Raw genomic sequence first — 21,464 nt, forward strand, 5'->3', positions numbered from 1 at the left:
TAGTGACAGCGACGAAGACTCCCTGACTTATTCGTTGCTCGAGCATTCCGACACGGGCGCCATTTCGCTCGATCCGCAGACAGGCGTCTTCAATTTCATTCCACAAACTGACTTTGAGGGTATCTTCCGATTTCGGTATCTGGTCAATGATGGATCGGTAGACTCGAAACCAGCGGCATCCTGGATTGCTGTGAACAAGGAAGAGCCTGATAGCACACCACCAAAGGTTCTTGCTTTTCAAGACGCAGCTGTGGCTTATCAAAACGTCACCCCCAACCAAATCAGCGGAAACGTTCTCACGAACGACATCGGACCAGGCATTTCGGTTGTCACCAGAGTCAATGGGAAGATTTCAAATGTCGGCCGCAACTTAAGAGGTGAGTATGGCACGCTGACACTTACGGCAAATGGCGTTTACACTTACTCAATCGACAACAACAATCCCACGGTCAATGACCTTCACAAGAATGATGTAATTTTCGAGTCATTCTCTTACGAAATGTCGAATAGTGATGTGAAGAGGACGTCCACACTTCGAATCTCAATTCAACAAAAGGGAGATCATACGACTCCAATCGCTACGCATGATAATGTTTCGATTCTGGCACACGCCGTTCCCATGATGATCCAAGGTAACGTTCTTGAAAATGACGTCGCCTCAAATGATCAAGCACTTGAAGTCGTGTCACTTAACCAACAAACTAATCGCCTTGAAAACATCACCCTGGGCAAATTCGGCGCTCTACGACTATCTTCCGATGGTGAATACATCTTTTACCCGGATCCTGAATGCATCGCGGTAACAACCACACCAGGGAATCTGTCAGACGCATTCGAGTATTCAATCAACAACGGACATTCAACCGACACGGGCCTGTTGACCATTTCGATCATTCATTCGAAACCACTCATCGCCAATGACGATCTTGCCCAAATGAAAATCGCCCAGACAAATGAGAACGGTAGGTCGACCGTCGAGGGAAACGTACTCGACAACGACGAATACACTAACAAACCTAACGTCGAAATCGTTTCAAAATCAGGCACCCCTGCCGCAGACAGCATCGAAACAGAATTCGGTGTGATCACGTTAGGAGAAGACGGAAACTTTGTTTTTGAGACCGACAGGTCAAATCCTCGCGTCGCGACACTCGCAGAGGGAGAAACAATAGAAGATGTAATCACCTACGTCATATCTGATGGGCAAACAACGGACCAAGGGACTTTGACGATCAACCTATCAATCGCCCCTCGTGAAAAGCTTAGCCTCAACGAAGACCAATACCTCATTGTCCTCGACGACTCGTTTTCGACGTCAACGAGAAACCTACTTCAGAATGATCCAGCGATGGCCACCGAATCGCTAGTCGTCTCGGCCGTCAACGGTCGAAAGCATCGGGTCGGTCGATGGACAACTGGAAATTTCGGTAGGGTTAAAATCGAAAGAGATGGCACAGCTCGTTACGAGATCGACCGAGACAATCCCATCATAGCGGGAGCGGAGGGTTCTCCCGACATGCTGGCCGAACGATTCAGCTACACGGCTACCAATGGGGACGTAAGCAGCACAACGAGCATTCGGTACATCATCGTCACAGCCCTTGATTCCAAACCTGCCTCACTTCAACTGGCCCGAATCCACACACTCTCCATTCCCGCAGATCGCGGCATCGCGACTGGAAATCTAATCGTCGGTGACAACGGGCTGGATCAGGAATCCTTAGAAGTTGTCAGTGTTTTCAGTACGTACCAAATGTTCTCGGGCCAACCCCGACCCGGGGCTGGCCGAATGTGGTTCAGCAGTGATGGCTCATTCAAGTACAGGCTTGACCGATCGGATCCAGTTTTCAATGAACTCTCTGCAGAGGAATATTCAAGCCACCTGTATCTTTACACCGTTTCCAACGGAACCATCTTCGACAATGGCTATTTGACGTTGCAAATCCATGGCAACCCCATTGCTCCTACAGTTTTAGATACAAACGTTGATTTCCTGATCGACAATTTGAATGACGGATCGATCACAGGAAATCTCTTGGTGGAAGTCACGACCTTTAACGGTAACGACGCAAGCTTGGTAAAAGTAAACGCAATTGTCGTTGGCGACAGTGCGGTAATCCTCGGAAAATACGGGACAGCTCGTTTTTCTCCAACCGGCAGCTTTATCTACGAACTAGATCAAGCCAATCGGATCGCCATCGATCCAGCACGCACCCATGACCTTCACGAGTCTTTTGACTTGACGATCTCGGATGGAATGCTTCAGTCACACGCATCGCTTAACGTCAACGTGAAGCCACTGTCTCACCACTCACCAAATGCTGTTGATGACAACGTCAACCTTCTCCTGAACGAGCAATCGATCGTGCTAGGCAACTTATTGAAGAATGACACGGATTTGAATGGCCATCCACTACACATCAGTTCAGCAAACGACGAGCCAATCGAGACAAATACACAAATACCCGGTCGCTACGGTATGCTGACGCTTTCAAGTTATGGCATGTTCGCTTATGAACTTGACGAGTCGCAGGCAACGATCAACCTTGCAGAACAAAATGGCCCTGTTGATGACATTTTCACCTACTCAACCTCTGACGGCACGTCCGTCAAATCGGCTCAACTCACAATCACGATTCTGAACGAAGTGCAATCGTTGAATCCAGGTGACTCCAATGGCGATGGAGTGTTTGACTCCAGCGACTTGGTTAGCGTCTTTCAGGCTGGAGAATATCAAGACGATTTGGAGGGAAATTCATCCTTCGCAGAGGGCGACTGGAATGGCGACGGAGATTTCGATTCTTTCGATTTTGTCTTTGCATTTGCGAACGGAAAATTCGTGGACGGCACGACCGCACTCGACGCCCACTCAATCGATCATTTTTTTCTACACGAAAAACGATCGCGGTAACATTTCCCAGCAAAACCCCATGTTGCTCCAACTCAAACGAGGGTCACCCGAAACCTCACAGTTGTCGAGCGTTGAACGTATCTCCGTCGCGCATGTCTCCCGATATCAATCCCCTACGAAACCAGCGGACGCGTTGATCTGAGGTACCGTGTGTGAACGACTCGGGAACGACGTAGCCTTGGGCGCGCATTTGAAGTCGATCATCACCAATCGCTGAAGCCGCATTCAGGGCCTCTTCGATATCCCCCTTCTCGAGGATCTGCCAATTTTGCTGAGCGTGATGAGCCCAGATGCCGGCAAAAAAATCGGCTTGCAACTCGAGCCTTACAGATAGCTCATTGAAATCTTTTCTACTTAATCGCGATCTTTGCGCATTGACTTGATCACTAATACCCATGAGCTTTTGCACATGATGGCCAACTTCATGTGCGATCACGTAAGCCCGCGCAAAGTCACCGGGAGCCCCTAAGCTGCGGTCCATTTGTTCGTAGAACTGCAGATCAATGTAAAGTTTCTCATCCAATGGACAGTAAAAGGGTCCGGTGGCAGCAGTTTGAAAACCACACGCCGACTCAACTTGACCACTGAATAGTACGAGTACGGGTGGGCGGTACCTTTCGTTTCGATATTCGGCGAACAGTTGGGTCCACACATCTTCGGTGTCTGCCAAAACAACTTTGACAAAATTGCCCATTTCATCGTTGGGATCGCTCGAATTAGAGGCACCCTGACGCTGCACTTGCTGTTGCTGCTGAGCCATTTCGTTCAACAACAGCTGTGGATCGGCACCCAGATAGATCGCAACGAGCAGAATAATCAAGCCAAGGCAACCGCCGCCAAAGCCGACTCCAGCCGGGGCCATGCGGCGTCGGTCTTCCACATTCGCACTCTGGCGTCGACCTTTCCAACGCATCCAATCATTCCTTCACACTTCGCCCATGACGACGGATCAAATTTTTCTGCACGCCCCACTCAACCCTTGTCGAAAGTCAAGCCAGGGTCAGTTGGTGGACTCCCAAGGATGCGGAATTTCATTTCCCTTTTCGAAGGCGTCTCAACATTGCCAACCATTTGTGTCCCGTTAGCTGACGCCAGCACCAAAACATCTCCGGCCAACGTGTACGTTCCGCCGAATTCATTTTCATCTTTCCCGTGAGAATACTTCCAGGTAAATTCGCCGTCTTGCTGCAACTTGAGTTGAATATTCCCGTCCTCGCCACGATCAGAGGTCCAGGAACCAACAATTGCCTGTTTGGCAATCTGCTTTCCGCTTGAGGAATCAACCAACTCAGCCTGCGATTCAGCCGTATCATCAGCCGGAGTAATCAATTTCAGCAGCTCTCCCGCTAATTGATCTGTCGGCTGCAACTTGACAACCCGCTTCAGTTCGTCTGCGGCAGCCTCTGTATGTCCACAGGTGAGGTACTGATAAGCGAGCAAGAAATGTGCGTCCGCAGCATCTGGATGCTTTTGCACATAGGCCTCGAGATCTTGCAACTGCTTTGAATAATCGTCCGTATCTTTGTACAGACCACTCAAGGTGGTCCAATCCCACCCAGGTCCCACCGATAGGACCGAATGAACCGCAGCCGCAGCCTCATGATATCGCCCCTCGGCAAACAGTACTAACGCGCGAAATTCATGCAACGCCGCATCACCGGGCGTCGCCCCGATTGCCTTTTCGACGGCATCCAAAGCTTGCGCATTATTTCCATCGTAAAACGCTGTACGAGCCTGATCAAAATCAGAGATCGACTGTTCCTCGCGTTCTTGATAAGCGGCTGAATCGACGTCCGGCAGGGGAGCCGCCCCTGTCGGAGCCGCCTTGCTGGTCCCGCCCTCTACGACAGTAGTGGGGTTCGAATAAACCGTGATCGGTTGTGAATAATCGATCACGGTACCGCCGCCAACGTTGACCGGTTCTGTGTAATAGGGATTCGCGTAAGTTCGATATCCCGTGTTGTAAATCAGGTTTCCCATTCCCCAGGCGGATAAACCCCAGACGACAGGACTGACGCCACCCCAATTCACGTAGTTGTAGTGGTTGTTCCAGTGTGAGTGGTTGTGGCCATGCCAATGCCCATGATGCCAATTGTCATGCTTTGGCTGATGCCACCAGGGTCGGTTTCCCCAATTGTTGGCGTTGATATTGATGAAGTTGTTATTGCCACCCGGCCGATACCCCGGTCGATAATCAGGTCGGTTACCTGGACGATACCCGCCGCCACCCGGACGAGGAGGCCGATTGTCAGGTCGGTTCGGGCGGTTGCCACCACTATCGGGTCGATTGGGGCGCGTACCACCGCCACCCGGACGAGGAGGCCGGTTGTCAGGTCGGTTCGGACGGTTGCCACCTCCTGGACTCGGCCTGCTTCCGCCACCCGGATAAACGATACTCGGCCGGTTACTAGGGCGAGTGGTTGGTCGCTGAGACGGTCGAGTAGGGAAGTTCACGTTACCGCCAGGTCGTCCTCCGGTATTCGGCCGGTTGGATGGGCGTGAGTTCGGCCGATTGGAAGATGGATTCGTCGGCCGGGTCTTAGGCTTGGTGGACGGGCGAGTGTTGGGTCTCGAGGATGGCTTGGTCGACGGTCGGGAGTTGGGACGAGATGATGGCCGCGCGCCACTTGGTTTTTTGGATTTCGACATCGTTGGCCCTCGACTTCCGCCACGATTCGAGGTTTTGCCTCGAGTCGAAGAGCCGCGTCCTGAGAAGCCCCCGGATGAATGCGCCCCCTTTCCATTGGCCCCACCTCGTCCGCGAGCCAGGGCCTGTGTTTCCAAGACAGGACCGAATACCAGAAGAAGCACGACAGTGATCACTAAGCGTTTCATTGTTGGCCTCCTTCTTCAGCGGTTGCCGAGGTAGGTTGTTGCAGAGCACTCTTGGGATTCGGCGGTCGCCGCACGATTGTCATTGCGAGATCAGGCAACTTCTCCTCACCAGCGACACGATCCAACGAAACCCATCGGAACGAGTCTTGCGTCACGGGAGTAAGAATGTGAGTTGCCGTGGCAAGTTTTCCATCCGCGGTAACTCCCTTTGATTTCACTAACCAGCCGTCGTCAACTTGGGTCCACAGCCCTTCCATTCGACCACCAGCGGAATCAAACACCCAAGAATGGATGCGTCGTGTCAACGGATCCCAACCAATTCGCTGCTGCCCCTTCATTGCCTTCGATCCGTCAATCAAGACGTGGTAGTCTCGAATCAGATAGCGGCCACCCTCATCCCAGTAGACTTTGGTTTCGATCATCGCGTCCTGACTTTCGTCAACCCACTCCCCCACCATCCAAGAAAGGCTTCGCAATTTCCCCTCTGCATTGGAGAATTCATCATTGAAGTCCCGAACCCGAGCCACCCGCCATTGGTTGTCCTGCTTGACGTGCACGGCTGTGTAACGCGTCCTGGCGGTGTGTTCTGTGCCTTCCAACTCGGTGAACGTAACCCCTTCCTCCACCGCAAGATTCGGCGCCAAGAATCGCAACGCCTGGACATCAATCTCAATCGTGGCCTTAGGGTTTCCCGCGAAGAAAGCGGCGAATTCAGCTTGAATCGCATCTCTCCCCTGAAACAGATTGCGGTCCACGTCAACATACTCACCGTGCGGGGTAAATGTCTCAGCTACTGCGGTCGCATCGGCCGCGTTAAAAGCCTCAGCAAAACGCTCTGCTGAGGCAGCAATGGCGGCCCAATCGGTCTCTGCTCCTCGGAGTATCGGCTTAACAGGACTTGTCTCCTGAGCGGCGAGTGGGGAGTAGCCCATCGCTGCCATCACCAGCGTTTGGGCAATCAGGAATGCGCGTATCATCGAAAACCTCACATCGGACAGCGTGAATAGAATCCTAAAGAAAGCCTCACTGTAGGCCGTTTTTCCGGGGGCACAAGTGGCAGGAAAAATCGGAAACGAACTTCGACGAAATACAGCGTCCCGGTTCGCTTGATCACAAAGGGCAGCCCTCTTCGTGAAGCCCATGCCGCAATGATTTTCGACTCACTCGCAGTCGTGTTCCACTTCAGTTGGCTGGGGCAGAGTTGGCTGGGGCAGTCGCGTTCGCACCGACAAGCTTGGTGGCAGAATAGACAGCAGCCGGATCCGGCTGCTGAGCCAGACTGGTCACAATATTTGCGATGGAGCGGTCAATTTTTCCATGAAACACTCGCTTGCCATTCAGCTTGATGGTGACCGGCTGATCCAAATCCAGCAACTCGTCACTTAATAAGATCTTAACCTCCGCAACATCTTCTGAATCGAGATCAATGGTCTGGCCAACGACGTCGGCTCGAATCATCGTACCAGCCTTCGGCTGATCGACAGCAAGCCAGTAAAAACGTGAATGCGTCACATCATCTTGCTTCCAAACAATTCGTTGAGGAAACGGATTGCGTGTGAAATCCGCCATCCACGGCACGGCGATGGCATCTTGCCGATCCATCCAATGGCCTTTTCCCTCATGGATCACTGCCTGATGACGATAGCCACCTGGATCCTGCTGCCGCAGCTCCGCCAGACGTGCTTTCCAGGCAGCAGCTACTTCATTTCGTTTGTAAGCTCCGTCTCGTGCGCCCATGTGCAAAGCGAAGCCAATATTCCGCAGACCAAGTGGTGACGCGTCGTTCGGGTGTCCTGCCATCATCGCAGCAGCGGCCCATCGATCTGCCATCCGAGGTGCCAACTGGTAGACCCCGTCACCGCCTGCGGAATATCCCATGACGTAAATACGGTTCGGATCAACATTTTCGAACACGATTAAATCCTCAATCAATCGCTCGAACAATGGATCGATGTGCCCTTGGTGCCACAGATTCCACGTATCTGTCGGGGCACGGGGGGCCAAGTAAACCCCTTCCTTCGGCTGATACAACCTTTTTTGGTTCTCCCACTGTTGATCGTTGACGGGAGCTGGAGCACCGCCACCTCCGTGCAAGGAGATAAACAAGCTGCGTCCATTGGCGGGCTGCTCACCGAAAATCTTATAATCAAACTTCAGGAGTTTGTCGCCTAATCGGATCACCTTAGATTTCATTTCCTCTGCCCGCGATTCGCGTAATCCGGCTGCGTGGTCCTTCCAGAGCAAAGCGGTCGCACGCTTCGCCTGAGTGCGCGTCAGTGGGATACGACTAAAGGGCTGCGTCGTCAGCTTAGGCCGTTTGTCCCGAGGAATATTCAGAGTCTGCTTGAGCGACTGAATGGGATCCAGGTTTCCGGACTGCTTATCGGTTTGAGCAGGATCGAACACGATTTTGACCAACTGCCGCTGCTTGTCGTTGGTTCGGAAGGGATGAGTCATCGACTCACCATCAAATTCAACCTGGGCCGAATAGTCGGTATTGGGATCCAAGATGAGCTCGAGGCGATTGTTCGTATCATCCCCCTGCCCTTTCGATTTCACTCGTTTTATTATTTGTTTTTTGGTCGACAACACGACGTCGCTGACGATCCGCTCCCCGTTCGGACCGTAAACCTCAATGGTGACCATCACGTTTCCATCTGGAACGGACGACTTCGTCACCGCGTAACGATCCGTCACATTGACGGCAGCGACCCCCTTGTCTCGCCGATCCCAAACCAGCGGAAAGGAACTTCCTGTCGACCGCCAACTTGAAGCGTAAATGGCTCGTAACGGATCATCTTTGATCGCATGCGAGGCATCGCCTTGAAACCATGTCTTGTTCACCCCGTTGGTGTTGTACTCACAAGCACCGGTGAAATGCCAATCACCATCCCAGATTTCGACCCAGCTATGATTTCCTCGTTTCTTGGCCCATTGAGGCGTGCCAGCAAATCGAGCAGGTATGCAAACCGCTCGACATGCGTCGATTAATAAGATCGACAGGCCCGTACAAGACGCGTACTTGGCCTCGATTGATTCGAAGGGGCTTTGATCCGGTTTGGGACGTTTGCGTGCGTGGTACTTCACATCCAGCAGCTTGAACATATCCCGATTTAAGATCTGCGCTGCCTCTGTCGGCGTTTGACATTGCTTCACAAGCGGTAGAAAACGCCGGTAAAAATCAGCTCGCCAATCATCGCGACGTTCATTCACCGAAGCGTAGGGCAAGACATCGTTAAAGAACAATGCCTCGGGAATCGTTTCCCCCCAGGGTGTCGTCTTTCTAGCCAGATAGGCCATCTGAACATTGTTTCCAATATACTCAGCCGACAAACTTTTCAAGTCCCGATCAGGCATGTAGGCAATCAGAAAACGAGTTGCCCGTCGGTGCTCCTCACTCGCTGCCGCCAACGCCCCTTTGATTTGGTCACGGTTCTTCCCTGCCCTCTGCAACGCTGACGCAATTTGCTTTTCGGTTACGCTTGTCGACGCCTCAAAGGCAGACAGATTTGAGACCAGAACTAATGCCAAACAGCTGGCGAGTAGGATGCACCTCAACGCTCTATTCCTTGTTTTAAAAAAGCTTGAATAACAAATTCCAAAAAGACACTTCACTGGCAACAAGCAAGCTCGTCGCAGGCACCGCCAGAGCCAATCGTCTCCAGCTCCCATTCTGCCCTTTCCATCACAAACTGGCCAGTCTTGAAAGCGGGTGAATTGATGGTTTATCCGAAGAGCACGAACGGAAACGGCTCAGGAAAAATGCCCCCGCCTCTCAGGAAAGCGAAAACCAGCTAGAACACGCCGATTAAGCCTTCAGAGAGGTTCAGCGTGAATCAACAAACCGTCACCTTGCCAATCGAGTACAATCACGCGACCGATGACGTTATCTGGGAAGATCGTCGATATCGATTAAGCCGATCACGTTTCACTCAAACCAATCCCCCCCAGTCTCTTTGCCGATCTTTTCGGGATCGCCATCATCATGCCCGCATTCTTGATCGCCAAATCTCGGCCGAACCGCCCCGCAATCTGAACCGCCTAGAGGCGATCACAGGGTTAGATTTCGCATCCTGTCGATTGGCCATTCCACGAGGCAGATCGCTTCATCTTTCGCTGCCGACTGACACGAAAAAAGTTCAGAACCGAACCCTCACGGAACAAGTAAAGCCAGACCCATTCGACAATTAGCGAAGGTATTCTGTCGCTCACTCTGAATCGTCGTGATCAACGATGCCGATCAGTTCTAGCAACTTCAACGCGTTTGTGGTGGTGGCAAGTCCTGGTCGCATCTGGTAGTCGAATGTCATTCGACGATTCTTGCCGGCGCCTTCAATCGTTTCACGAAAATGCACGTTTTGACAAACGGCGGCAAGCGCCTCGCTATTTGCCAATTCAAGGTCATGTGTCGACACCGCGCCCGTTGCATTGTTCTGCACCAACCGACTCAAGACTTGCGCAACGGCAAGATGGCGTTCAATTGAATTGGTACCTTGCAGGATTTCATCCAGGAGGAACAACAGAGTTCGATTTGAATTGCCACGATAATCGCGTGATTGGTCAACGATCTCTTTCAGCCGCTTTAACTCAGCCATAAAGAACGAAACCCCGTCTTCGAGCGAATCATGAATCCGCATGCTCGTCGCGATCACAACCGTAGGAGACGAAAATGACTTGGCACAGATCGCACTTCCTGCCTGTGCAAGAATCGTGTTGAGACCGATCGATCGCAGCAAAGTACTTTTGCCCGACATATTTGATCCCGTCACAAGCAAGAACGTTCCCGCCGGCCCTAATGCAACGTCATTTGCCACACACTTGGATCGATTCAGCAATGGATGCCCCATCGCTTCTCCGCGCAACAATTCCCCCTCCGCAGCTTTCGGCCAACACCAGTCAGGGTGATCGTACGCCAACGTGGCTAACGATGCCAAACACTCTAACTCTCCGATCGCTTCAAACCACGGACGAACATCGTTCCGATGCCGGCGCTGCCAAACTTCCAGCGCTGCTAAGACGTGATAGTCAATCATAAAGGCGATTTGAAAGACGATGTGAAAGACGCCGAAGAAAGCCGATTGCCGCAGGTTGGCGAAGCGCATGATACGCGACAACGATTGCAAGGTTTTGCGCGGTGCATTAGCGGTTGGCCCTAACTTCGCCTTCAACTTGTTGATCTGATCACACTCGAAAGGCAAGTCAAGGATTGCGTCCAGCATGTGCTGATAAATCTGAACCTCATGATGCTTCGTATTAACAGCATTAAATATTTCATGAATTTGGCCGGTGTACATCACATTCACAAGCATGCTTGTGATCACAAAACCGACAAGTGCAACTCCCGTCGAAAAGGCAGGCGTGAGTCCGGTCAGCAACAGCACGATACAAACAGAGACAGCAAACGCCAGTAAACGCGTCCCCCATCGGATCCACGGCCGTCCCTCCAACCAAGTTGCTCCTTCCACCCAATCGATAAACGCGTCTGGGCCAGCACCACTATCCGCAATCAATCGAGCATGCATACTCAGTTCTTCTCGAAACTCCACCAGTTCTGCCAACGCCTGAACGGCTTCTTGGCGAGAAACCACTTCGTCCGAGGCAGCCGGTTCGAGCAACCAGTCACGCAGCATCCGCCTACCCATTGGCGTATACGCGTTGCACAGCAACTGATAGAGCGAGGCATGACCAAATAAATCAAGATCATTTGCGAGTGACGCGTGAGTCGTAGGAACTCCAATGGGTTGCTCCGATATGCGAGTCCAGTCCCGCTGAAGGCGATAGAACTGCTCACGATTGATACGACGGCGCTGACGTATCACCTTATCTCGCACAATAATCGATTCGTGATAAATGATCAGGACAAGAAAAGCAGCGAAGCTAATCGCCGCAAGCACGTAACAGGCTGAGGACGCAAAATCACCAAAACGCCCAAAAACCATGAGTAGCACAGTGAAAAAGAAAGTCAGTCCACGACAGCGGGACAAGATCACACCCATCCGTTCGAGTTCCACCAGTTGGGAATCACACGAGGCAATACGATCTTGATAGAACGTTTGGCGATCAGTCGTCATTAAGATCACGATAAAATCTAGAGGCTATCGATTCGGCGAGCAGGTCAGCCTAGCAAAGGCTCTGCAGATCGGAAAGGTCAGGCGGCAGCCACTTGGCCATCCACAGCCCGATTTTGAGTGCGACTCGATTCAGCAGGTGGGTTTCAAAAACCGCCCTCCACCAACCGAGCGTAAGGAAAGAAATCTTCCCAATCATTCAGCGAAACCTGTTGGAATTACGTTCGACAGCAGGATCTTTAAGTGCGATCAAAGCAAGCCTTCATTACAATATGTGATAAGAGTAATGACTCGTTGTAGGACCAAGGGGGATTCGATGACTGAGCAAGAATCGAATGCGGCGAAAAACCGCCAAGATACCGGTGAGCTGTGGAATGTTTTGGGCATGTCCGAACAACCTGCTTTTGCTCGGCCCAAAGCAAGGAGATTTTGGCAGCAAGCTTGGTTTCGTGTGACAGTCAGCGTGCTTATCATTCTCTTTCCAATCCTGCTTTGGATCCTGTCAATGGTTCGCACCGCAACGCAACCCGACATCATCATCGCGGGGGGGCAAGAGGGAGGACTGCATGCACGAATCGCGAGCGGCATCACCAAGCTCCACAATCGCAATCACTCCGCTCCAGTCGCTTCCAAAGGATCGCTGGAAAACCTGCGACGCTTACAAGTTCGTGATGTGGACTTCGCCTTATACCAAAGTCATACAGCACGTCTACTGGGCGGTAGCGATTTCACAAACGGGGCTGTCGAGGGTATTGCCAGACAATCGAACCAACTGCCCGATTACTTCCTTGACCGAGAAGCTGCCTTTCGAAAATTTCGGTCTGCGGACGGAGTAGTTCGTCGGGAAGACTTCGAAAACATCTCCAATGTACGCTTCATTGCAAATCTGTTTACCGAAGTCGTGCACCTCATCGTCCACAGTGAATCTGGCATCCAAGACGCAGCCCAACTCAGGGGCAAACACATCGCGATCGGCAGACCAGAATCCGGGCACCATGCAATTAGCAAGGTACTCTTAAACCATCTGAACCTCTCCGAAAATCATACCAACCTCTATTCGGCTGGCCCCTTGGAGGTCTTGCAGGACTGGGACCCAACAAATAAACGAAAAATTGACGCAGCTTTCTTTACCGTGGGCCTCGGCACCTCACAAATCGAAGATATTCTTGCGCGCGGCAACTGCCAGTTGTTGCCACTGCCGCGAATTGATGCATTGTGCCTCCACGAAGTATTTTTCGCTCCCAAACAAATTCCCTTGGGACTCTACAAGAGCGCGAACGGGTACCAACCCAAAACACAGGCGATCGAAAGCGTCGGCGTGACCGCCATGCTACTCGCAAACAAAAACGTTCCCAAGCGAATCGTCGAGAAAGTAACGGTCTCGATCCTGAATGATGAGTTCCTTCGAACCCATGAACTCGATGACCTTTTCCATCTCGATCCGGTCGCACGTCGCCAGTTCGCTCAGGCAAAATCCGAATTTGAAATCCATGTTGGCGCGCGAGGACTCTACAACCCACAGGAATTCAATCCAGACGCTTTCCAAGGCTGGGAAGCCTTGTACTCGCTGATTGCCTCTGCTGTTTTGGCAACAGTAGTTGGCGGTCGCTGGTTAATGCGTCGTCGCGAGCGCATGCAGGGGCATCGACTCGATGCTTATTTGAAAAGCCTCTTGAAAATTGAATTGCGTCAAGCGGCTTTCGACGCAGTTCCCGGTCAAGACGACAGCAAACAGCTGCAGGCTTTGCTGCACGAAGTGACCGCCTTAAGACAGCAAGCACTCGGAGAGTTCTCTGCTCACCAATTAACCGACGATCCGGCGCATTATTGTTTCCTCGAAATGTGCCACTATATCAGCGAAAAAATCAACTCCAAACTGCTACGGCAACGACTCGATCGCCAATTCCAAGATTTGAAGCTATCGCTCGAAAACCACGGTGAACTGCCGTCAACAAAGCAGGAATAACAACGATTAGTCGCAACGGAGATCTTCATCGGGGCACAATCCGCAATCGCCAGCCAGTTTTCGATCCAAGGCAACGAAAAATGCGAAGAAGGAATGAGATCGGAGCTTCAGATTAGAATTGCCCCGTTTCGCAACTCCCGGTACCATCTCGGCCTCGAGTAGGGCCGCATCAGAAAAAGGGCCACTCGCCAGAGACGGCTTCATTTCCCAGGAGCGCACGACAGGATGTCAAACAAATTTCCAGGCAAAGTCGGCTTCGCCATTGGAACGGGACGCTGCGGCACCACCTTCCTCTACCGCGCAATGAGCGAAGAGCCGAATATCGCAGCGTCACACGAGCGAAATCATTTGCTGGAAAACTTCCACAAGTACTGCAGCTGGAATGAACTACCCGTCGACGAAGAAGGTTTTTTGGCGGAGAAAGAGCGAGAAATCAACGAAGATCTTGGCTGGGCAGAATTCTCATTCGAATCTAGCGGACATCTTTCCTTCTCAGTTCCGGCTTTATCTGGCCGATTTCAAGCACGGTTCGTTCTCTTAGTACGCAATCCTTTGCGAGTCGTATCCTCCTATGTCCACAAGGGCTACTACGAGCAGCCATTTCGTCAGCAAAAGACGGACTTGGCACTGGGCTTTCAACCCGGTCGAGAATTCCACCATTTCCTGGGGAGAGTGGCCCCACGCCACGAGGAATTTCGCCGCTGGAATGAAATGACCCAAGTTGGCAAAGTGGCTTGGTTCTGGAAAGCATTGAACCAAAGATCACTGCAACTCTTGGAACAACTCCCAACAACCGATTGGACATTGATTCGACTGGAAGACTTGAACTTCGCACGCTACCAATCGTTGACACAAATGTTTGGATTCGAATCGCAGTTGGCAGCAGATGATTTTGACCAATTACGACAACAACGCCCCAATTCGTCAAGCAGTAGTCTCAGAATACCGGAATGGTCCGATCGTGAGATCAGCGAGTTCGAACAGGAAATCGGTGACCTATCCGCTCGTTTGGGTTATCCGAGCAGCTTCGCAGATTGTGTGGATCAAGCATCTACCGTAGCAAGTGCCGAAAAGAAATCTTCGAAACGCCCGGGCCGTTCATTTTACGCACGATTGGGTCTAAGCGGCTGACACGTTGAAAAGAGTGCTACCCAGCTAGATGAGATCAGAGATCTCGTTGCCAATCACCCGATGGCTAAAAGCGTTCCAGCAGAACAGCACTTTGTTCGGCCACAGACATCTCATGCATGATCTGGAATTCGGCCTGACGAATGGCCGCAAAGACGCGAGTGAATTCCTCCCCCAAAGCCTCTTGAATGACATGATCGGAAGCCAAACATAGCAGGGCCTGATCCAATGAAACTGGCAATCGTTCGATCGCCAACCTTTCACGTTCCGCATCCGAATAGTTCCCAGGATCAATGGGTACCGGAGCAGGCAATTCTAACTGCCGATCGATCCCATCCAGGCCCGCGGCAATCATGCAGGCAAGCGCGATGTAGGGATTCGCTGCACAATCGACGGTCTTCAATTCAAAATGCATCGGCAATCGATTCCGAGGACCGTTAATCAAACGAATTGCAGCCTCCTTGTTTTCGATTCCCCAAGCTTGGTAAGCACCACTCCATTCATGAGGTCGGGTCCGGTAAAACGAATTCACGTTGGGCGTCGTAATTGCCATCATCGCGGGTAAATGGAACAACATGCCCGCCATGAACTGATTTGCTTCTCGACACAAGTTGTAGGGCTGACTCGGATCGGGCAACAGATCTTGCCCGTTCCGCCAAAGGCTGAAATGAGTGTGCAGACCACTTCCGACAGCGTCTTCATGCAGCACCGGAACAAAAGTAGCCAGCTGACCATGACGCCGTGCAACAGAACGAACCGTTTCACGCATCTTCACGAGACGATCGGCCAACTCCAAGGGTCCGCAATGACCGATTGAGATTTCATGTTGTCCGGGACCCGCTTCGGGATTGTACTGCGCCACAGAAATCCCCTGCGCCCACAACGAATCCAAGATTTCCCCGATTACCACTTCGCTTTTTTGAGCAGCAATCGTCGATGCAAACAGAGCATGATCGACCGGGCACAAATCTCCTTCTGTATCCATCGGATCATGCAGCAAGAAAAACTCCAATTCGAAACCGGCCTGTAGTTCGATCCCCCTGTCGACCGCCGCAGCTTGAACTCTCTGCAATAACTGCCGAGGACAATGCAGCCAAGCTTCTTTGCCCAGCATCATATTGCCCATCACGGAACCAATTCTCGGATTCGTTGGACAAACACTCAGCGTTTCCCAAACAGGCTTTAGACAAATATCTTGGACGGGTTCTAAGCCTGCAGCGGCCACCGGCTCGTCATGAGTCACCGGCGCAGATTGTATCGCTGCCGTGACCGTGACGGCATGATCCAGATGATCAATGATCGCCGTTGGATTCGATTCCCGCGCCAACAAGGCCGGTAAAAAAACGGCCTTATTACGGATCACGTTTGAATTGTCACACCACAGCACACGAAGTTGCTGAAGATCGCAGAAACTTTTTACAATGGCTGTTGTATCCATAGTTGCAATCGTATCAGTTTAATATCCGCCGAACAGTGCCTAACAAGAGCATGAAATCGGCTTTCATTGACTTGAGTTTTTCACCGACGGAGCTCCAGCATCAACGATTACCTTCGGGCAGTCAAATCTTGTACTGTTCACTGCTTGCCGAACAATTGCTCCGCGTTGCCTCTCCTTTGCTCCCATGCATGATTCGAACACCTGCTCTGTCGCCTCGTTTTGAATGGTGCAAAATCAACCGACAGTGTTCGGATATGATTCTCACAACAACGACAAGTCGTTTTCGATGAGAACACAAAGAAACTCACCGATCAAACATCAACTCTTGCAAGGCATTTCTGATGTATACTACCGGTCAGCGGAAATGTCTGCCAAGCAAGCCGTATGAATCGTCAGCACCCCACTTCCGAATCAGCAGTGAGACTCGTATGAATCGCACATCATGGCTTTTGATCTGCTCAACCTTGACACTCGCTTTGGTCGGATCCCACATTCGAGCCGCAGAAGCAGCCCGCAAACCAAATTTCATTGTCATTTTCTGCGACGACTTGGGATACGCCGACATTGGTCCGTTCGGATCCAAGAACCATCGCACACCCAACATTGACCGTATGGCTGCCGAGGGAATGAAGTTAACCAATTTCTACTCAACCTGCGGTGTCTGCACTCCTTCTCGGTCATCGCTCATGACAGGCTGCTATCCAAAGCGGATTGGCCTGCACGAAAACGAAAAAGGTCAATGGGTTTTATTCCCGGGTAATCAACGAGGTCTCCATCCCAACGAAGTGACGATTGCCGAAATACTAAAGCAGCAGGGTTACGCGACTGCGATTGTCGGCAAATGGCATTTAGGAGACCAGAAAGAATTCTTGCCGACTCGCCAAGGCTTTGACTCCTACTTTGGCATCCCCTTCTCTAACGACATGGGAAAGCTCGACCGCCCCGTCACGATCTATCCGCCAACTCCCTTGCTGAGAGATGAAACAGTGATCGAGATGGAGCCTGACCAACGTTATCTGACAGAACGTTACACGGAAGAGGCATTAGCGTTTATCGAAACAAACAAGGATCAACCGTTTTTCCTCTACCTGCCTCATTCGATGCCGCATTGGCCCCAATACGCAAGCCATGATTTTTCCGGACAATCGGCAAACGGGCCCTGGGGAGATGCCGTTGAGGAGATCGACGCATCAACTGGGCGCATCTTGAAGCAATTGAAGGAACTTGGCATCGACAAGAACACTCTCGTCATTTTCACATCCGACAACGGTGGGGCTACCCAACACGGCGCCGTCAATCACCCCTTGCGCGGCGGGAAAGGGTCCACCTGGGAAGGCGGTCAACGGATCTGCTGTGTCGCGCGATGGCCAGACCACATCGAAGCCGGCAGCGCGTGCGACGAGCTCGCCGTCACCTTTGATCTCTTGCCAACTTTTACAGCGTTGGCAGGTGGCCATCTGCCTTCTGATCGAACGATCGACGGCAAGAACATCAGTCAACTACTAAGCGGAGATTCGCAAGAATCGCCTCACGACCGTTTTTTTTACTATTTTCGCGGCGAACTTAACGCGGTACGAAGTGGCAAATGGAAACTTTTTGTTAAGCGTCGCCCTCGACGAAATCGGCCAGGCAAGCTCGCCGAACCCGAACTCTATGATCTCTCTGCTGATATTGGAGAAACAACGAACGTTGCCAAACAGCATCCCGAAAAAGTTGCTGAACTTGTGGCCCATCTCGCATCGGCTCGCGAAGACCTCGGAGATGGCGATCTTTACCCCGGCACCGATCTGCGACCTGCAGGTTTTGTGGAAAATTCGACCCCGCTCACTAAAAACCCACCAGCTGAGTTAACCCAAAAAGATGTCTTTGTCAGCGGCCAAGAAGGCTATCACACATTCCGAATTCCAGCACTCCTCGTCACTCAACAGGGCGATCTACTAGCATTTTGCGAGGGACGTAAGACCAGTCGCAGCGACCATGGTGACCTGGATCTTGTTATGAAGCGAAGCACGGATCAGGGCCTCACTTGGGGCGACCTCGAAATCATTCACGAAGAAGGCGGCAATCAAAAGATCACGATCGGCAACCCCTGTCCCGTTGTCGACCAGACAACGGGCGTCATCTGGCTGCCATTTTGCCGAAACAATAACGATGTGTTCATGATGTCGAGCAACGACGAAGGTAAAACCTGGTCAACTCCCAAAGAGATCACAGCCGACGTCAAACAAGCAGACTGGGGGTGGTATGCAACAGGGCCTGGGATCGGTATCCAGCTAACTCGCGGAGCCCATCGTGGCCGCATGGTGATCCCTTGTGATCACCGCAAAGTTAAGCATGGCAAGACGGTCCGATTCTCACATGTCTTTTTCAGCGATGACCATGGAAAAACGTGGCAACTAGGGGGGGCTGTAGCGGAGCATACCAACGAATGCCAGGTTATTGAATTGAACGATGGACGATTGATGATCAATTCTCGCAACTACAGCGAGGTGGACGGCAATCAAAAGGAACGGGGATCGAAACGAGCTGTCGCTATCAGCAGCGACGGTGGAATTTCCTGGCAAGATCTACGCTTCGATGAAACACTGATCGAACCAGTCTGCCAAGCAAGCCTCATCAAACACTCGCATGACCAATTTCGACCAGCGCCGATTCTGTTCAGCAATCCAGCCTCTCCGACCAAACGGCATCGACTGACGGTTCGATTAAGTCGGGATGAGGGTAAAACCTGGCCAACAGCACGAGTGATCCATGAGGGTATTGCCGCCTACTCGTGTCTAACCGTCTTACCAGACCGATCCGTCGGATGTCTCTATGAAGCGGGCGATCAAGCCCCATCCGAGCGTATTCGTTTCGCCCGCTTCCCACTTACTTGGTTAGAACAAAACTAACGACACTCATGGCGAATAACCGTGAGACACCTCGATCTCGCGACGAAAAGTGACGCTTCTGCGGCCAACACGAAATGGCCCCAGCAATTGCCGGAAAAATTTCGCGATTACCGCCGTTTGCAAAATAACCGTTTGTTCCCGGACACGTTACCTATCCGTGACGCTTTGGTGATTCACCGGGCAAATTCCCCACCAAGGATTCGCAACCGTCCAGTGAAATCGAATTTCCTGAAAAATAAGGGTGGCCGACGAATCACTTCCAATATTGGGCAAGGCAGTGCGAAAACCAGACGGGGAGGTTCAATCTGACCGGCAGGGGCTCCAGCATTACGTGGATCTGGCATTGCCCTGCCGAGAGCAACGCGAATAATTTTTTGCATCCGAAGAGCATCTCGCACGACGATCGGGCGTGGGGGGGGAAACCCGAAGTGATCAACATGAAAACAATCCAACAAAGCTCAGCTTACCAACGCGCTGAAGAAAAGGCTGAACAATACCTGCGTGACAAGGAAAAGCTGAGCCGACTTTTTGCGGATGCATCACAAAAGGCAAATCGCCTCGAAAAACACCGTCCGCTCAGTAAAATCTGGTACGAGCTTGCTACGATCGTTCGTCTCATTCGCGTCTTCCTTCGTGGCGATTATCGAGAATTCCCCACCTGCAGCCTACTGCTCGTCATTGCAGGATTACTCTATTTTGTCTGGCCAATCGATTTTTCTCCGGATGCGATTCCTCTCGTCGGAATGCTCGATGACGTAACACTGCTCGCCTGGATCATTAACTCGGTCCGTCGTGATATGGATGCATTTCGAAAGTGGGAAGCATCACAACACCCCGAAGATCGCCAACCTGTCAGGGTTATTGACGCACAGACCGTCGACACACCGTAACTTCTATCGGTCTCACGAGTCAGGCAACCGATCCGTTTGCCTCTTTTGATCTTGCCGCAGATGATGTGCGTTTCGGCGAACCCGTGTTCACGAAAGCCATTTCTCAGCTCGATACTTGATTGTCGCCATCGCAGTTGAACGCCCCTAGCGAACACTCACTTATCACCTCGTACAGCTCAATCGTTAGCGGTATGATGATGGCCCACGAATTCCGAGATAGACGGTGATCTCCATGAACCAACGCTTTCCACAAGAAGACGCGACCCCATTGCTGACGGATCTGCGTTCATCTGCACTCTCACAGCTTCTCGTCGCGGGGACAACGCGATTTGATATTGGCACACAGCTACAGGCGGGCCCCCAAAGCTACGACGTGCTGCGAAAATCATGGGGACTCGCGGACCGCGCTGCCACGGTACTTTTAACCGGTCTTCGAGCGATGAATCTGATCGATGTCACCTCTACAGGTGATGTCGAACTCACATCCTATGGCCGGGAAAAACTCGCACCTGACAGCTCCTACAATTTACGCGGCTATGTGGGGCTCGGGACATTCTCCGCAGACACACAAAATATGATTGCCTGTCTGGAGCGCAACTCACCGGCTGGTGAAATATCCTTTGTCTACCATGAAAATTCGGGGCCATCGGCATTGGATCACCCTGAGACGTCAGACGCACTGACGCGTGCCATGGCTGCTCGTGCCAGAAACGTGGCGCCGTTCGTTGCACAGCGTCTGGACCTATCTGATTGCAAACATGTGATCGACGTTGGCGGTGGACACGGAATCTATGCTTTGGAATTGCTTAAACAATTCCCTCAGCTTTCAGCCACTATTTTGGACCGCGAACCACCTCTCAAAGTTGCCAAGGAGTATGCGGAGCAAGCTGGGCTAAGCGACCGCGTCAAATTCGTGTTTGCGGACATCCATAACTATCAACTCCCGCAACCAGCGGACGCTATTTTATTGGCCAACATCCTGCACGACTACAGCGAGGATCATGCACAGCAATTGGTAAAACATTACGGAAAACAATTGGAAACAGATGGCCTCATGATCATCCTTGACGCCTTCTTAGAATCTGTTCCGCCGACGAGCCCGCCCATCTCGCGAGGCCCAAAGGCCGTGGCGGCCTATTCCGCGATGTTGTTCTCCATTTGTGAAGGCCGTTGTTACCGACTGGATGAGTATCAACAGATGCTGCTGGCTGCCCAATTATCTCCCCAGCCGAAAGTCGAGAGTGTACCGGCGAATGGCAGCTTGCTGATAGGTTCTAAGACATCGAACACCAACAGATCGACACAATGATCGAGGGCGATGAATTCTCAGCTGCGAG

The 21,464-nt window shown here is 51.8% G+C and carries 12 protein-coding genes; 6 read left to right on the top strand and 6 right to left on the bottom strand.

The genetic code is table 11. The features are described 5' to 3' along the window. Positions 1-2,911: VCBS domain-containing protein (locus tag P8N76_19195; GenBank protein ID MDG2383807.1), on the top strand; the 2,911-nt coding region annotated here is incomplete at its 5' end. A 55-nt stretch (positions 2,912-2,966) separates the two neighbouring features. Here the strand turns inward: P8N76_19195 and P8N76_19200 are convergent. The 5 genes from P8N76_19200 to P8N76_19220 form a co-directional block, all read right to left on the bottom strand. Next, on the bottom strand, positions 2,967-3,824 hold the full coding sequence (locus tag P8N76_19200; protein ID MDG2383808.1) for a zinc metallopeptidase: 858 nt from the start codon (positions 3,822-3,824) through the stop codon (positions 2,967-2,969). Between the two features lie 59 nt (positions 3,825-3,883). Next, on the bottom strand, positions 3,884-5,365 hold the full coding sequence (locus tag P8N76_19205; GenBank protein MDG2383809.1) for a tetratricopeptide repeat protein: 1,482 nt from the start codon (positions 5,363-5,365) through the stop codon (positions 3,884-3,886). 377 nt (positions 5,366-5,742) lie between these two features. After that, positions 5,743-6,723 (bottom strand): SgcJ/EcaC family oxidoreductase, encoded by a 981-nt coding sequence (locus P8N76_19210; GenBank protein ID MDG2383810.1) that lies wholly within the window; start codon positions 6,721-6,723, stop codon positions 5,743-5,745. A 205-nt stretch (positions 6,724-6,928) separates the two neighbouring features. Beyond that, positions 6,929-9,304 carry a transglutaminase domain-containing protein gene (locus P8N76_19215; protein ID MDG2383811.1) on the bottom strand — a complete coding sequence of 792 codons (2,376 nt, stop codon included), beginning with the start codon at positions 9,302-9,304 and terminating at the stop codon, positions 6,929-6,931. Between the two features lie 650 nt (positions 9,305-9,954). After that, positions 9,955-11,817 (bottom strand): hypothetical protein, encoded by a 1,863-nt coding sequence (locus P8N76_19220; GenBank protein MDG2383812.1) that lies wholly within the window; start codon positions 11,815-11,817, stop codon positions 9,955-9,957. Positions 11,818-12,130: 313 nt separating this feature from the next. On the opposite strand from P8N76_19220, the gene P8N76_19225 reads away from it, so the two are divergent. Together P8N76_19225 and P8N76_19230 are read left to right on the top strand one after the other, a co-directional pair. Then, complete coding sequence (locus P8N76_19225; protein ID MDG2383813.1) at positions 12,131-13,780, top strand: TAXI family TRAP transporter solute-binding subunit; 1,650 nt, start codon at positions 12,131-12,133, stop codon at positions 13,778-13,780. Positions 13,781-14,005: 225 nt separating this feature from the next. Beyond that, positions 14,006-14,911 (top strand): hypothetical protein, encoded by a 906-nt coding sequence (locus tag P8N76_19230; protein MDG2383814.1) that lies wholly within the window; start codon positions 14,006-14,008, stop codon positions 14,909-14,911. Between the two features lie 64 nt (positions 14,912-14,975). On the opposite strand, the gene P8N76_19235 is transcribed toward P8N76_19230, so the two are convergent. Next, positions 14,976-16,346, bottom strand: coding sequence for a hypothetical protein (locus P8N76_19235; GenBank protein MDG2383815.1), 1,371 nt, complete (start codon positions 16,344-16,346; stop codon positions 14,976-14,978). A gap of 428 nt (positions 16,347-16,774) precedes the next feature. Here P8N76_19235 and P8N76_19240 point away from each other — a divergent pair, with 428 nt between their 5' ends. The 3 genes from P8N76_19240 to P8N76_19250 all read left to right on the top strand — a co-directional run bounded on the left by P8N76_19240 (position 16,775) and on the right by P8N76_19250 (position 21,436). Then, positions 16,775-19,237: a sulfatase-like hydrolase/transferase gene (locus P8N76_19240; protein MDG2383816.1), complete on the top strand. Its 2,463-nt coding sequence runs from the start codon at positions 16,775-16,777 to the stop codon at positions 19,235-19,237. A 437-nt stretch (positions 19,238-19,674) separates the two neighbouring features. Next, positions 19,675-20,127: a DUF1232 domain-containing protein gene (locus P8N76_19245; protein ID MDG2383817.1), complete on the top strand. Its 453-nt coding sequence runs from the start codon at positions 19,675-19,677 to the stop codon at positions 20,125-20,127. Positions 20,128-20,359: 232 nt separating this feature from the next. Beyond that, on the top strand, positions 20,360-21,436 hold the full coding sequence (locus tag P8N76_19250) for a methyltransferase (protein MDG2383818.1): 1,077 nt from the start codon (positions 20,360-20,362) through the stop codon (positions 21,434-21,436). The last annotated feature ends 28 nt before the right edge of the window (positions 21,437-21,464 follow it).

The sequence above is a fragment of the Pirellulaceae bacterium genome (genome assembly GCA_029243025.1).
Classification (GTDB): domain Bacteria; phylum Planctomycetota; class Planctomycetia; order Pirellulales; family Pirellulaceae.